The 15,752-nt window shown below is 36.0% G+C and carries 12 protein-coding genes; 5 read left to right on the forward strand and 7 right to left on the reverse strand.

What is annotated here, in order from left to right; translation table 11 throughout:
* Nucleotides 1-3: 3 nt before the first annotated feature.
* The 6 genes from H4J76_RS12495 to H4J76_RS12520 form a co-directional block, all read right to left on the reverse strand.
* Nucleotides 4-1,149 (reverse strand): glycosyltransferase family 4 protein, encoded by a 1,146-nt coding sequence (locus H4J76_RS12495; RefSeq protein WP_182230732.1) that lies wholly within the window; start codon nt 1,147-1,149, stop codon nt 4-6.
* A gap of 1 nt (nt 1,150) precedes the next feature.
* The gene (gene asnB / locus H4J76_RS12500) at nt 1,151-3,043 is read right to left on the reverse strand and encodes an asparagine synthase (glutamine-hydrolyzing) (RefSeq protein WP_182230733.1); all 1,893 of its coding nucleotides are present in this window, start codon (nt 3,041-3,043) and stop codon (nt 1,151-1,153) included.
* A gap of 12 nt (nt 3,044-3,055) precedes the next feature.
* Nucleotides 3,056-3,880, reverse strand: a complete 825-nt coding sequence (locus H4J76_RS12505; RefSeq protein ID WP_182230734.1) for a glycosyltransferase family 2 protein — start codon at nt 3,878-3,880, stop codon at nt 3,056-3,058.
* Between the two features lie 15 nt (nt 3,881-3,895).
* On the reverse strand, nt 3,896-5,398 hold the full coding sequence (gene xrtA / locus H4J76_RS12510; RefSeq protein WP_182230735.1) for an exosortase A: 1,503 nt from the start codon (nt 5,396-5,398) through the stop codon (nt 3,896-3,898).
* 2 nt (nt 5,399-5,400) lie between these two features.
* Nucleotides 5,401-6,252 (reverse strand): XrtA system polysaccharide deacetylase, encoded by an 852-nt coding sequence (locus tag H4J76_RS12515; protein ID WP_182230745.1) that lies wholly within the window; start codon nt 6,250-6,252, stop codon nt 5,401-5,403.
* A gap of 79 nt (nt 6,253-6,331) precedes the next feature.
* Nucleotides 6,332-7,735, reverse strand: a complete 1,404-nt coding sequence (locus tag H4J76_RS12520; protein WP_182174157.1) for a TIGR03013 family XrtA/PEP-CTERM system glycosyltransferase — start codon at nt 7,733-7,735, stop codon at nt 6,332-6,334.
* Nucleotides 7,736-7,948: 213 nt separating this feature from the next.
* On the opposite strand from H4J76_RS12520, the gene H4J76_RS12525 reads away from it, so the two are divergent.
* The 5 genes from H4J76_RS12525 (at nt 7,949) to H4J76_RS12545 (ending at nt 13,800) form a co-directional block, all read left to right on the forward strand.
* On the forward strand, nt 7,949-8,584 hold the full coding sequence (locus H4J76_RS12525) for an XrtA/PEP-CTERM system exopolysaccharide export protein (RefSeq protein WP_182230736.1): 636 nt from the start codon (nt 7,949-7,951) through the stop codon (nt 8,582-8,584).
* Nucleotides 8,585-8,645: 61 nt separating this feature from the next.
* Nucleotides 8,646-10,244 carry an XrtA system polysaccharide chain length determinant gene (locus H4J76_RS12530; RefSeq protein ID WP_182230737.1) on the forward strand — a complete coding sequence of 533 codons (1,599 nt, stop codon included), beginning with the start codon at nt 8,646-8,648 and terminating at the stop codon, nt 10,242-10,244.
* Nucleotides 10,241-11,113 (forward strand): XrtA-associated tyrosine autokinase, encoded by an 873-nt coding sequence (locus H4J76_RS12535; RefSeq protein ID WP_182230738.1) that lies wholly within the window; start codon nt 10,241-10,243, stop codon nt 11,111-11,113. Before H4J76_RS12530 ends, H4J76_RS12535 begins: the two co-directional genes overlap by 4 nt.
* Nucleotides 11,079-12,677, forward strand: a complete 1,599-nt coding sequence (locus H4J76_RS12540) for a TIGR03016 family PEP-CTERM system-associated outer membrane protein (protein WP_182230739.1) — start codon at nt 11,079-11,081, stop codon at nt 12,675-12,677. The genes H4J76_RS12535 and H4J76_RS12540 overlap by 35 nt, the downstream gene beginning before the upstream one ends.
* A gap of 4 nt (nt 12,678-12,681) precedes the next feature.
* Nucleotides 12,682-13,800, forward strand: coding sequence for an XrtA/PEP-CTERM system-associated ATPase (locus H4J76_RS12545; RefSeq protein WP_182230740.1), 1,119 nt, complete (start codon nt 12,682-12,684; stop codon nt 13,798-13,800).
* A gap of 58 nt (nt 13,801-13,858) precedes the next feature.
* Here H4J76_RS12545 and prsR read toward each other — a convergent pair whose 3' ends face one another.
* The gene (prsR, locus tag H4J76_RS12550) at nt 13,859-15,211 is read right to left on the reverse strand and encodes a PEP-CTERM-box response regulator transcription factor (RefSeq protein WP_182230741.1); all 1,353 of its coding nucleotides are present in this window, start codon (nt 15,209-15,211) and stop codon (nt 13,859-13,861) included.
* Nucleotides 15,212-15,752 lie beyond the last annotated feature (541 nt).

Here is a 15,752-nt window from a genome sequence, read left to right on the forward strand (position 1 = left end):
AAATTATCTCTTAATCTCAGTGTCTGCAGCTTTAAACAACTCAACTACTCGCTTGGCATTTTCTTGCCAAATAAATTGTTTGTCTATCACACTTGTCTTTACTGCGCTGCGCATTTCATTTAGCTCATTAATATGTTCAATGGCATACACAAGCTTTTCAATAAATGACGCTTGATTGCCTTTTTCAAAAAACAAGGCGGTGTCGTCACTTAAAATTTCTCTAATATTTGGGCAATCTGGAGCAATTATCACACTTCCAACGGCCATATATTCAAACATTTTAAGGGGTGATGCATAATCGGTAACATCTGGTTGTAAGGTAATATCAAATTGTTCAACATAGGCCATTACTTTATCGCGCGTGACTAAACCCGCAAATTCAATTTTGTCACTTATGCCAAGACCTTTCGCTTGTTCTTTTAGTTCAGGTAAAATATTACCATCGCCAACGCAAATAAGCTTTAGCGGTAGGTCTTTATGCTTAGCTATAGCTTCAATGGCTTTGTCCATACCATGCCATGGGTGAATAAAACCGGTAAAGCCGATAACAATTTCTTTTTTATTATTTGCTATTGGTTTGGCTAACATTTCATCTATAAATGGCTGATTAACGCCATTATGAATAACGGTAATATTTTGCTCTTTAACGCCAACTTTTCTTAAGTGATCGGCAAGTACATCGGTAACAGGTAAAGTATGAGTAGCGTTTTTCCACGTATAGTTTTCTATCCACTTAGCAAATTTGACTAATGCTAAACCACTATATGTTTTTCTCTCGTACACGAGAGGAGCATTTACTTCTAAAATTAGGGGAATGTTAAATAGCTTACTTGCCCAAATGCCCGCAGGTTGGTAAAGGTTATAGCGTTCATAAATAAATTCAGGTTTGAATTGTTTAATCGCAATAACAAGTTTGATGAATATCCAAAGGCTATAAGAAAGCTCTAATAATTCATATAGCGCTCTTGGGAGTAATTTTTTTAGTTTAGTTACAAAACCGCCATCGTGGCCAAAGTCACTGTTTTCGTTTAATGATGGGGCTACAAACTTTAGTTCGTGCCCTTGTTCTATAAAGGCGTTTGTTAGCTCTTCTACGTGAACAAACTGGCCGTCTTTTGAAGCGATTCGGTGGTGGTAAAGTATTTTCATTTTAATTTTGTTCTTTTTTTAAGAATGATGCTAATACAAGTAGTGCCCATATCAGCACGCCGTTATTAATAGTTCGAGCTTGGTGAGCTTCAATGGTTGCTTTTAATTCATTTATATTAAAAATATTTAGCGATACTAGCGGTTTTGATAAAATTCTTTTTTCCAAGGTTGCCTGCGGTATTTGTCTTATCCATTCATCTAATGGTGAGGTAAAGCCCATTTTTTTTCGTTCTAATACAAAGTTAGGTACTAATCCTTTCAATGAATTTGCCAGTACTTGTTTTACTTGTTGCCCTTTTAGGTTTAGTTTTTCATTTAATCCTAAGCCCCATTCTACCAATTTATAATCTAAGAAAGGCACTCTAACTTCTAATGAACAAGCCATACTTGCTCGGTCTACTTTAGTTAGAATATCACCGGGTAAGTAGGTTTTAAAATCAATATATTGAACTTGCTTTACTGGGCTTAAATTATTAACTTCTTCTGCCAACGATTTAAATTGATTTAAAGCACTGTAACCCGCCAACTGACTTTTAAACTGATAAGAATATAACTTATCCAAAGTATTCTTATCAGATAAAGACATTGCGTTGTAAAAACTGGTGATAGGATCACTTGCTAGTGCTTTAAAAGTAGATTTTGCGCGTAAAAAACGTGGCGCTTTATCAAGCTTCGGGTAATGTTGAGCCAATAGTGTAAATATGGGTTTAGTTAATTTATTTACAAAAATAGAGCGAAGTTTTTCTTCAAAATTTAACATTTGATAATTGCGGTAACCAAAAAACAATTCGTCGCTGCCATCACCTGAAAGCGCTACTTTCACTTTCTCTCGGGTTACTTTACTTAATATTAAGGTAGGAATAGCTGAGTTGTCTGCAAAAGGCTCGTCAAAGGTATTTACAACGAGATCGACCATTGATAAGTCGTTTACTGATACATTAGTCGTCGAATGCTTAGTCTTAAAATGCTGAGAAACTTTTTCAGCAAAAAAAGACTCATCATATTTTGAAAGATCGAAGCCAATTGAACTCGTTATAATAGGTTCAGCACTTAGTTGGCTCATAAAAGCAACAATAGCAGACGAATCTAACCCTCCTGACAGAAAAGCGCCTAGTGGCACATCGGCCATCATTCTGTCTTGTACTGTTTGACTTAAGTGGGCGTGCACATCATCAATATTATAATTTTTTGTATTGCTTGTTATATGGTCTTTTAAATCCCAGTAAGCTTTATTTATAAACAGCTCAGGCGAGTTTTGATCTAAAAGAATATAGTGCCCAGGCAGTAGCTTGTTTATTGCTAAATAGATAGATTTTGGCTCTAAAATATAACCAAGAGACATATAATCTTCTATTGATTTTAAATTAATATTTAGCGGTATTTGAAGATGTTTTTTTAATGCTTTTATTTCTGAAGCAAAAACAATTTGGTTGTCAGGCGTCTTTGCCCAATGAAGTGGCTTAATACCAAGTCTGTCTCTTGCTGCAAACATTTGCTTTGTATTTTTATCAAAAAGAACGAAAGCAAACATACCATTGAGTTTCTCTACACACTGGGTGTGCCATTCTAGCCAAGCATTTACAATAACTTCGGTATCGCTGTTCGTATTAAACTTATAACCTAAAGCTATTAGCTCGTTACGTAGCGCTTTATAATTATAAATTTCTCCGTTGTAAGTTATGCCAATGGTGTTAGTTTGATCAAATAAGGGTTGCTCTCCGCCATCTATATCAATTATTGCTAAACGTGTATGTGCTAAAGCAATACCATTGGCAATATAGCTCCCATTTCCATCTGGTCCTCGATGAGTTTGGCTTTTGTTCATTTGTTCTACGGTATTTTTGTCTATATCAAATAAATGATCATGATGAAAAATAGCAACAACACCGCACATTTAGCTGTAAACCTAACTAAATCTATTTAATCGTTTGTAAAGGTTGGTTAAACCCCAGAAATATTTATGCTTATTCATTAGATAAAAAAGTCCTTTTAAATGAGAAAAATGAAACATTGAAAGCTTGAAACCACGAGACAACTCTTGGGCGTCATGAATGACTTTAGCTGAAGGAATATAAGTGATTTTAAAACCGTTTTCCCAAACACGTAAACAATAATCTACGTCTTCTGGTGAATAGAATATATTCTCATCAAACAAGCCGATTTTATCAACCGCCTCTTTCGTTAACAGCCAACAGGCTGAAATGGCATAGTCTACATTTGTAGGTATAGTAGTTGACTGTAATGCATGTGGTTTTGATTCAATTTTTTTCAAAAATAAGAAACGCTTTAACTTATGAATAAGCGTTGGAAATACGTCGCAAGACAATTGAAAATTACCACTATTGTAAGAAAGTCTTGGTACGGCCATACCCACACCTTTGTTAGCTTCTAAGTAAGTAATTAAGCTTTTTATGGCGTCGTGGTTAATATAAGCATCAGAATCTAATACTAAAACAAATTTTCCTTTGGCTTTTTTTAATGCGGCATTTCTAGAATAGGTAGTACCTGTGTTTTCACTAAAAAAGATAGGTTTAATTAACTCTGGATGTGATTCTTGATATTTATTCTCATATTGTTTAATTAATTCGACACTGCCATCTTTTGAGCCATTATCTACAATAAAAACTTCACTTTCTTCATCAAATTTTAAAAGCGAACTTATTAGTTCGTCTAAACATCGCTGTATTGGATTAACAGAATTATAAGAAAGAATAACGGTAGAAATGAGCATAATGTATATAATCCCTTATTTAGCCAAAGTTAGCTGTTGTTTAATATCAAAAAAGTGCTGAAACATAAATAAATCTAATTGTTTATCTGCTTCGTGCTTACTCGCTGAAGACAATACAATAACCTCTCCACCAAAGTCAGTCATCATTATTTTATTCATAAGTTGTAATAACTTAAATTTAATTTTATTTGCTGATAAAATACCATTTACTTTATATATAACCCTAACCTTACGCTCTTGGCCTTGCATGTTTACAATAGTAAACGAGCTATAAGGTATTAGCTCACCCTTTGCAGTTGTTATTTCATTAGCTGAAATACTTTTAATTGACCAGAAATCAACATCAAACAACCTGTTTTTATAACTGATAATTTCTTTATCATCAGTTTCATAAAGGTATTTAGCGACAAATATGTCGACATTACTTTCGGTTGATGATGATGAGATATAAGTAGCATCGGCATCAGGAAAGGCTGGCATCCAATTATGATTAAACTTAGTAAGAATCATTGAGCTCAAAGGAGAATGAGAAGCCGATTTACTAATTTGCTGAGAAGACAATTCAGCTATGTGGTTTTCATATTTATACTTTAATACGGGACCAATGAGTAAAAATGATAAAACTATAGCGATGAAGGCTAATGAAGGAAACTTTTGAGAGGCGCATTTCTCGTTGGTGTTAATGGGCTTTTCTATTTCGTTTATTGGATCCGACATATAGTAGCCGATGATAAATAGTACAACTAAAATAATACTGAAAAACACCCCACCATAAACGAAGTGATCAAATCCTACGGCGGCTTGCATGTTAGACAAATGGCCAATAAGTATCATTAAAAAAGCTCTAAGACCATTGCCTACAATAGAAACAATGCAACAGAGCAATACAAAGAGTATTTGCTTATATAATTTACTAAAATTTAGGTAAGAATATAAAACACCAATGGTAATTGTTGAAATCAAAAAGCGTATACCACTACATGCTTCTGCAACAAGAAAGTTTCCATTAGGTATTTGTATGTACATACCGTCTCGAAATACTGGTATTCCAAAGACTTTAATCATAAAAACAGATATATCGGCAGTAATAAACTGCAGATAAGGGATTAAAAAATCCCCAATAGGAATTGAAAGGTATAAAAATGCTAAAGGAAATTTTAACGACAGTATTATTTTCCAGCCAAAAAAGGCCCAGGTTAAAACAATGAACAAACTGAACAGGGCAAATTGTTCAATAACATTAATATAAGATAAAGCACTAATAAACCAAAAAAATGAAGTTAAACCAACAAAGAACAGTGCTAATACAGAAGGTTGAGTGCCTACTTTTGCAAGCAAGTGTTTTTTGCGATACACCAACCATAAAACGATGGGTAAAATTAAAAAACCATGCCCATAGGTATTAGAGCTTTGCCAAATATCAATAAGTTTACTAAAAGAGCTATTAAAAGCAAAAAACATGCATAATATTATGCCACTGGTGAGTGAAACATTAGTAACAAACTTATTGTTTAGCATAGTTAAGTCATTCCATTTTCTTTGGTATTTTTATTTAAATAAACACTCTTCATTGTGTCCCACTGATAATCCTTTAGCAGTCGTTCTAATTTACCTTCCATACGCGACAAATTTATGTAGTGCCTGAACTTTGATTTTAGTGGCGCATCTTTCACTCTTGGTTGTTCTGGATCTATTTCCCAAGGATGAAAATAAAAACTATAAGGTTTTTGTTCCTGTTGATGGAATTTATCAATACGTTTCTTAGAAAGCCAATATGGATATAAACGAAAATAACCGCCACCACCAATACCTGTATTAATATTATTTTTACGCAGAGTTGGTATGGGTATCTCAATTATTTTTTGTCCACCAAAGCTTTCTGAACGTTCATGTATAAAGCGAGGCCAATTCGGCACCCCATATAAGTCGTGTTGAATGGGATAAGTGCTCGAACTATATTGGAAGCCTAATTCAATTAATTTTTCATAAACCCATGTATTAGTATCATTAAGTGAAAAACTTGGCGCACGATAACCTATAACTTCAGTGCCAGACAATTGCTCTAAAATATTTTTGCTTTTTACAACATCAGTAACAAAATCGTCTTTACTCATTTCAGTGATACGCTGATGTGCAAAACCATGGCTTGCTAATTCATGTCCTTGGTCAACTATCGCTTTAATCAAATTAGGGCAACGTTCTGCGACCCAACCTAATGTAAAAAAAGTACTTTTTACATTATGTTTTTCAAATAATTCAAGTAACCGATAAGTATTGTGTTCAACACGTAAGGGCGTTTTTTCCCAATCGGCTTTAGCAATAGTATTTTCAAACGCAGATACGTGAAAGTAGTCTTCAACATCAACTGTCATCGCATTAATTATTTGGCTCACAAATATAACCCTTGTTCCAATATAATATTACTCATAGCAAGTAGAGAGAGCATTTTATTTATCTTCCTTTACCAAATAAAACAATTTCAACCGTTCTAATTAAAATTAATAAGTCCAACATAAAGCTACGGTGCTTAATATAATACAAATCATATTTAAGCTTCTCTAATGAGTCTTCTTCTGTTGAACCATAAGGGTACTTTAATTGTGCCCAGCCTGTTAAACCTGGCTTAACATTATGACGTTCGTTGTAGTAAGGTAAGTTTTTAATAAGCTGCTGAACAAATTCAGGACGTTCAGGACGCGGGCCAACAAAGCCCATATCGCCACGTATTACATTGAGTATTTGTGGTAATTCGTCTACGCGATATTTACGAATGAATTTACCAATACTCGTAGTCCGATCATCATTTTCGGAGGCCATTTGAGCACCATTTTTTTCGGCGTCAATACGCATACTTCTGAATTTATAAATATTAAAAGCTTGTCCATCTAAGCCAACGCGCTCTTGTAGATAAAAAATAGGGGCTTTCATGCCTTCGTCTAATTTAATAAGAATGGCTGTTATTAGCATAACTGGCCAAGTAACTAAGGTTAAAGCAATAGCAATAGCCGCGTTAAAAACCCAGTCTAAGGTATTGCGTAAATGGTTACCTGAAGCAAAACCATTTGAATATATCACCCAACTTGGATAAATAAGGTTTACGGCAATTTGACCTGTTTCACGTTCAATAAAATCGAGAATTTCGGTAATTTCTACACCACGTATTTTACAGGCAAAGAGTTCATCAACCGGTAAATTATCACGACGTTCATCACTAGCAACAACAATTTCGTCGATACCATGCTCTAATGCATAATTAACCAGAGAACCTTCTAGTGCAATACGGTTTTCGTTAACTATGCCTGTTTCGGTGTCACCTGGCATAATAACAAAGCCGTGCATATAAAACCCTTGCCTGTCGACATCTCGACGCATGCGTTTTTCAATGATAGAGGCTCGGTCACCGGCGCCAAGCACTAATACCACTCTTTTACTGAAACCAAAAAAGTCAACTTGCAGGGTAAAATAACGAAAAGCACTATCAATAATAAGACTAAATAATGCCGCCAGTGCAAGTAATTCAATTTTTAAAGCGTGTTGACCATATAAGGGATTAATTAGGGTCACAATAAAGAAGCCAATCGCTACAGAAACAAGCAAACGCCTGACAATACCACGGTAATTTTCACGCAGCTTCGAGTTATATAAACCTAGAGCTAATAATGATAGTTGTACCATTAGCGCGAAAACAATCGCGCAAATAGCCAATAAATTAGTAGGGATATTTTGATGCTCGACAAATAAAAACAAGCTATTTAAATAGACGGTCAGTAATAATGAACCCGCGAAAAAAATCAGTTCAATAATAACTAAAGATTTACTACCCGAAGATAGATCTCGAAACTTTGGGCTAGACATATGAATTAATTATTCCCTTTATTATTAATAGATTCAACTTGTTCATTTATGATTTTTAGTAAAAAACACCCAAAACATAAGCGTGTAAGATAATAGCAATAATCATAAGTTTTTTACACCTATTAAATGTTGTGCAACCTTTGTAAAAATCACATACAATCAGATAGCTTAGTATCAATTTAATAAATTCGATGTATAAAGAAGGTTATAACCATGGAAAAGAATATGCTCGGTCAACTAAAAACAGCAATACTACTAACTATAGCTTATGTTATTTCAGGTTGTAGTACATTAACCTTACCACCCGCAACCATACACCAATCGAATACGGTTGATGTTAGCACTTATAAATATTTAATTGGTGCCGGTGATGTTGTTAATATATTCGTATGGCGTAACCCTGAAGTTTCAGGCACATTTGTTGTGCGTCCCGACGGCATGATAACCACCTCTTTAGTTGAAGATATACCTGTATCAGGCAAAACACCTACCGAACTCGCTCGAACTATTGAAGAAATTCTAGCAACTTACTTAAGAGAGCCGGTAGTTACCGTAACCGTAAATAATTTTGTTGGCCCATTTAGTGAACAGATACGTGTTATTGGTGAAGCTGCAGAGCCTAAGTCAATCAATTATATTCAGCAAATGACATTACTCGATGTAATGATTCAGGTCGGTGGCTTAACTGAATTTGCTGATGGTAATGATGCTATTTTAGTCAGAGTGGAAAATGGCAAACAAAAACAATATGAAATTTATATTGAAGACTTAATTAAGAATGGCGAGATAGCGGCTAACGTTGACGTTTTGCCAGGTGATATAATTGTTATCCCTGAAACTTGGTTTTAGTTTTAGTTAAATAAGAAAACAATCGCCTATTTTATTAATTGCCTGTATTTAGAGGTCAGGAATGCAAGAAACACTTGAACAAATTTTAGATTATTTAAAAGGTATGTGGATAAAACGCCGCTATCTTATGATTGCTACTTGGCTTATTTGCCCTTTAGGTTGGTTCGCCGTTTCACAGCTACAAGATATTTATGAATCAGAAGCGCGAGTATTTGCCGATACTCAATCTATTTTAGGTCCTTTGTTAAGAGGGATGACGGTTGAGTCGAATCCTGATGTACAAATCAGCTTAATGGTAAAAACATTGCTCAACCGCCCAAATTTAGAGCGTATTGCTCGGATGACCGATCTAGATGTTCAAGCTAATACCCCGCAAGAATTTAATAACTTAATTGAACGATTAAACAAGGGTATTTCAATTAAAAAGACTGGTGGCAGCAGACAAAACATTTTCAATATTACGTTCTCTGATACAGACCCAGCAATGGCACGCGATGTTGTGCAAGCGGTTATTACGGTGTTTATTGAAACGACTCGAGGTGAAAATCGTCGGGATTCTGATTCTGCACAAAAATTTCTTGATAGCCAAATTAATGAATACGAAAATCGCTTATTAAAAGACGAAGCCAGGTTAACTAATTTTAAACAGAAATACAGTGAAGTGCTGCCTAACCAGTACGGTGGTTATTACCAAAAGCTAAATAACTCAAAAGAACAATTAAAAACTATTGAACTGATTTTACTAGAAACAAAAACACAATTAGCTGGATCAAAAGCTAAATTGGCACAATCTTCAACGTCAGAATCTAATCAGCAAAATAATATTGTTGATTCGAACAGCATAAAAACGACTTTTGATGACCGTATTGCTGAGTTAGAAGGACAATTAGATTCACTCCAGCTTAGATATACCGAGCAACATCCTGATGTGAAAGAAGTTCAACGTCGCCTTGAGCATTTATCAAAGAAAAGAGATGATGAAATTGAACAGTATTTAACAAGCAGTAATGATGCAGGTAGTGACTACACGCCAATAAGTCAGAACCCAGTAATTCAAGATATTCAAATTCAAGTGAATCAACTTGAAGGACAAGTTGCCTCTATGGAAGTAAGAGCTAATAATTACAGAAATACTGTCAGAGATCTTGAAAACAAAATTCATACTTTGCCTGAAATCGAAGCAGAATTAGTGGCGCTTAATCGCGGCTACGATATTACTAAAAAACAATATGAAGACTTGCTGCAACGTAAAGAAAAAGCACAAATAGGTCAGTCTGCTAATGAAACAACCAGTAAAATAAATTTCAAAGTGATTGATCCTCCTCGTGCACCTTTACAACCTACAGGTCCTAAAAGGTATCTATTTTATGTAGTTGTTACCTTTTTAGGGGTAGGTGTTGGATTGGGATTTTCCTTTTTATTCAGTCAAATTAACCCTGTTGTAACTTCGAGCAGCCAAGTAGCTCGGGCAACGGGTATTCCTATTTTTGGTATTGTTTCGGCTACTGAAAATTTAGGTCTTCAAAGTAAAGATAAACGTAAAACGATACTGTTCTTTCTCTCTAACAGCTTATTAATTTTAATATTATGCTTTTTTATCGCTTATTCGTTATTTCCGGATGCAATACAAGCGCCAATACATAGGATTTTTAATTTATGAGTACCATAGAAAAAGCACTCGCTAAACAAAAGATGGCTCAACAAGACAAAACACCGGTTGTTACTGACAATGTAACGGTTGATAAACCAACTAAAACAGTTGAAAGCTCGACAGCTCCAGTAAATTCTGAAAATAATGATGTTTTAGTGCTTAATAAGAATGATCTTGAAAGTCGTGGTTTCTTAATCGATAACGGTACCAGAAAAAGTATTAAAGATGAGTTTCGTCAAATTAAACGTAAGCTCTTAAACAATGCTTTTGGCTCAGCCTCTAAAACGCTTAAAAACAGTAATTTGGTTATGATAAGTAGCTCTAAGCCGAATGAAGGCAAAACTTTCATTTCAATTAACTTAGCGCTAAGTATCGCCTTAGAACAAGATAAAACAGTGTTATTAATTGACGCCGATGTTCTACGCCCAAGCATAAATCGAGAATTAGGCTTTAAGCAAGTCCCTGGCTTGATTGAATACTTACTGGGTGAGAAGCACGATATTTCTGAAATAATATACAGTACCAATATTGATAAGCTTAAAATAATACCTGCAGGTGAACCTCATCATCTTTCTAATGAATTGCTCGCCAGTGACCGTATGGAGTCTTTAGCTAAAGAACTCGCAGAGCGCTACCCTGACCGTATTGTAATATTTGACTGCCCACCGTTAATTGGCGTTACAGAAACGATGGTCTTAGCCAACTTAATGGGCCAAGCGCTGGTCGTAGTTGAAGAATCAAAAACGCTCTTAGCAGATATTGAAAAAGCGACAGAAAACCTCAACGAAGATTTAGCACTGGGTTTAGTGCTAAACAAAGCAATCAGATCTCACAAGGATATGTATGGCTATTATGGTTATGGATACGGCACTAAATAAGACAGTATTAGCTGCAGCAATCTTTGCCATTTTATCTGCAAATACTTTCGCAGGGGAATGGCAGTTTACACCACAGTTAATTATTGATGAAACCTATACAGATAATGTTAATTTATCGGTTAACGACACAACAGCAAGTTTAGTTAGTCAAACAGGTGTTGAATTAAGTACGCTGTTTTCATCAAAAAAATTAGATTTTACTTTTGATGCAAAAAGTCTTTATGCAATGTACAGCCATGACCATGATACCGATGATGACTATCATACATTGGACAGTTCTTTTCGCTTAAAGCTAGGTCCTAAAGGACTTTCTTTAATCGGTAGTGCTGCAATATCAAACCAAGCACGTAATAATTCCAGTAATGCGCTTGCCGATATTGTTTCAGGTGACACTATTAGAGTTGAAAATTATTCAGGTGGTTTTCAGTACACGATTAATAATAGTGACTTTATTGTTGGTTCGGGTATTCAATACCAAACAACTAAATCACAAGACGGTATAGGTGAACGAGAAGGCTATGCAGTACAGTTTTTGAGTAAAAATGGCTCTGCTGCTCGAAATGTATATTGGGACGCGTCATCTGAATATTCTGATGCGACTAATCAAGGCAGAGACGGACAGTTATTCAAAGGCGAAGTTAAAATCGGTTTGATTACCGGTTATAAGATAACTCCGTTTATACGATATTATGATGAAACTAATGAAGGTGATCTTGTTAATAATAGTTCATCACTTGAGTCAGACTCTTATGGCGGCGGCTTACGCTGGTTAATAAGCCCTAGGCTCCTATTAGACCTATCTTATAACACACCTACTGGTACTCAGTTAGACCTCGATGGTAAAGAACAGCAAGACTATGCTGCGGCCACAATTCGCTGGGAACCTAGTCAAAGAACGACCTTAATAATTGATTACGGCCAACGCTTTTACGGCGAAAGTTATGGATTTGACTTTGTACATAAAAACAAGCGTTTAACTAATACCATTACTTATGTCGAAGAGGTTAAAGCATTTACCCGTAATAATTATGAAAGTGTCGCCTTAGGTAGTTTTTGGTGTCCACAAGGCGACATAGCTGACTCTTCAACCTGTTTTGTCAATAATAATGATAATATCGATTTTGATAATTATCAGCTAGTCAACTTAAATGATTTTGTTTTAGTGGAAGATTTGGGCCTTTCATTAAACAAAGAGTTACTGTGGTCTTCAGAATTAGCACTACCGCGAACTACTTTCAGCGTTGAGCTATCAAAATTGACCCGCGAAAATTTAAATACCCGTACCCAAGATGAAAATAAAAAGGCATCGTTTGCGATTAAACGCAAAGTGAGTGGTAAATCAAATATAAATTTCATGCTTGAATATACTGACACCCACTTTTTACTTGGCCAAGAAAATGGCCGTCAAGACCGCTACCGACGTTATAGTCTTGAGTATGACAAATCCTTAAATAGTAAACTAACTGTTAAATTAGGTGTAAGCCACCTTAACCGCAGTTCTACGACGCAATCATTCAATTATGAGGAAGACAGAATCACCCTCAAATTCAGTAAAGGTTTTTAGCAGTATGTACGAAAATTATTATGGTTTTAAAGAGCGTCCTTTTCAGTTAAGTCCCGACCCACGTTTCTTTTTCGCGTCAAGCAACCACCAAAGAGCAATGTCTTATTTACAATATGGTTTAGATCAAGGCGAAGGCTTTATCGTAGTTACTGGGCCTATAGGCACGGGTAAAACAACAATAGCGCGTAACCTTTTAAACAATATTGCTGACGATTCAATTGTTGCCGCTCAACTTGTCACGACTAAGCTCGACCCACAAGAATTACTTGAGCTTGTCGCCTTTGAATTTAAGATTTCGGTTAAAGGTAAAAGCAAAGCTGAGTTACTACAGTCAATTGAACAGTTTCTTATTGATTTGAATCGCCAAGGTAAGCGCGCTTTGTTGATTGTTGACGAAGCACAAAATTTGCCGATAGAAACTGTTGAAGAATTGCGCATGTTATCTAATTTTCAATTGGATAATAAGCCATTAATACAAAGTTTTCTTCTCGGACAAGAAGAGCTTAAAGATATTATTCAAGCGCCTAATATGGAGCAATTTCGTCAACGTATTATTGCATCTGCGCATTTAAAACCACTGACTAGTGACGAAGTTAAAGAATATATTAATCATAGATTGCAGCAAGCAGGTTGTATTAAAGAGGCACTTTTCTCAGATGAAGGCTTTAACGTTATTCATGAAAAAACGTTAGGCGTTCCAAGAAAAATCAATATTTTTGTTGACCGTTTATTATTGTTTGGGTTTTTAGAAGAACTAGCTTGTATCGATGTTGACGCAATTAACGAAGTCGCGTTAGAGATGCAAGTAGAGTTAACCGGTTCACTTCATAAAGTACAATTAGCCAGTAATGAACCTAGCCAGGCAAGCGCACAGCTCATCGTGAATTCAACGGAGAATGTTGAAAACATGAAAGAAATATTAAGAGAAGTAGAAGAGATATTAGAGTCGTCGATTAAGCAAAAAATTAAAATGGCGCGTTATGTTGATAAACTCCTTAAGCAGAAGAGTCGTTTATATGCTGAAAGTAATATCGATGAAAGTATTGAAGCCAACTCAGAGCTAACGGCTGATACAATTGCCGATACTAATTCTGAACGAAGTAGTGAAAACGATAAGAGTTAACATCATTCATTAGTGGAGAAGATTTTATAACAAAACCTTCTCCGTATCTTTACATCAGCTAGGTTTCGTTAATTGTTAGACCATACTTTTCAATTAATGAATACAATGTTGGTCTAGTAACACCCAGTAATTCTGCAGCTTTTGACATATTGCCTTCGGCTAACGCATAAGCTTTTTGAATAGCCAGTGACTCTGCTTTTTCTCGCACCGAACGCAAATTCAAAGACAGCCCAAGTTCAGTACTCGTATGATCAAAAAAGCCTAAGTCAAAGGCAGTCACTTGTGTGCCAGTCGTCATAATTACCGAACTTTTTACTTTATTTTGTAACTCACGAATATTACCCGGCCATTTATGAGCCTTAATAGCACTTAAACCGTCTTCTGAAAAACTTTTTACATTACGTTTATATTCAAGTGCGTACATCTGTAAAAAATATTGAGCCAGAATTAATACGTCTTCATCTCGGTCACGTAGCGGGGGGATATTTAAGGTTATTTCACTAACGCGGTAAAATAAGTCTTCACGGAAAGTTTTATCTTTAACCATTTGTTCTAAGTTTTGATTGGTTGCACAAACGACTCGAACATCAACATTGATTTCTTGTCGACCGCCAAGGCGTTCAATCGTTTTTTCTTGTAAGAAGCGTAATAGTTTTGCTTGCAAGCTAAAGGGCATATCACCAATTTCATCAAGAAATAATGTTCCGCCTTCCGCACACTCTATTTTGCCTTTAGTCGCACGATGAGCCCCGGTAAAAGCTCCTTTTTCAAAACCAAATAATTCACTTTCTAATAAGTTTTCAGGGATAGAAGCACAGTTAATGGCAACAAAGGGCTTATTACTGCGCTCACTGGCAATATGCACGGCATTGGCGGTTACTTCTTTACCTGTGCCGCTTTCACCCAGTAATAAGGCTGTAATTTGTGTTGGCGCAATGCGCTTTACCATCATGCGGAGACGGTCAATAGCTTCACTGTTACCAATAATGCCAATATCACTACCCGCAACTTGACGCATCTTACGGTTTTCTTCTTCAATTGCCGAGACACTAAAAGCCCGAGCAATAATGACATTGATCACATCAGCATCTATTGGCTTTTGATAAAAGTCGTAGGCACCCGCCGAGATAGCTTTTAACGCATTAGTACGATCATCATTGCCGGTGATCACTATCACCTTAGTATGAGGCGCTATGGTCAAAATTTCCTGTAATGCAGCTAAACCTTCAGTGGCATTAGCTTCATCTGGCGGCAAACCTAAATCAAGCGTAACAACTTTGGGTTCAAAGCGACGTACTGCAGCAATAGCACTTTCACGATCACCTGCTAATACAGCCTCATAATCAGATAAGCTCCACTTAAGTTGCTTTTGTATTCCTTTATCATCATCAATGATCAGTAACTTTTCCATACGACTAAAACCCTTTTATTATGTATACGCTTTATTTGAGCGCGTGATCCTGAAATCATGTACGTCGTACTGAATCGAAGTACGTCATTCTTAATCGAAGTACGTCATTCTTAATCGAAGTACGTCATCCTGAAACCACAAATGTCATCCTGAACTCACGTACGTTATCCTGAATCCACAAACGTCATCCTGAATTTATTTCAGGATCTTAACCCAGATACTGAAACGAGTTCAGCATGACGGAAAAAACCTTACCTATCGTCGTCCTGAAACAACATATGTCATTCTGAATCCACGAGCGTCAGCCTGAATCCACAAACGTCATCTTGAACTCATGAACGTCATCCTGAATTTATTTCAGGATCCCAGCCCAGATACTGAAACGAGTTCAGCATGACAGAGGAAAACAACCTTACCTATCGCCGTCATGAGACCACCTACGTTATACTGAATCAACGAGCGTCATCCTGAATCCATGAAAGTCATCCTGAATCCATGAAAGTCCTCCTGAATCCATGAAATTCATCATAAATCCACTTAC

This window comes from Colwellia sp. BRX9-1 (assembly GCF_014077195.1).
GTDB lineage: Bacteria > Pseudomonadota > Gammaproteobacteria > Enterobacterales > Alteromonadaceae > Colwellia_A.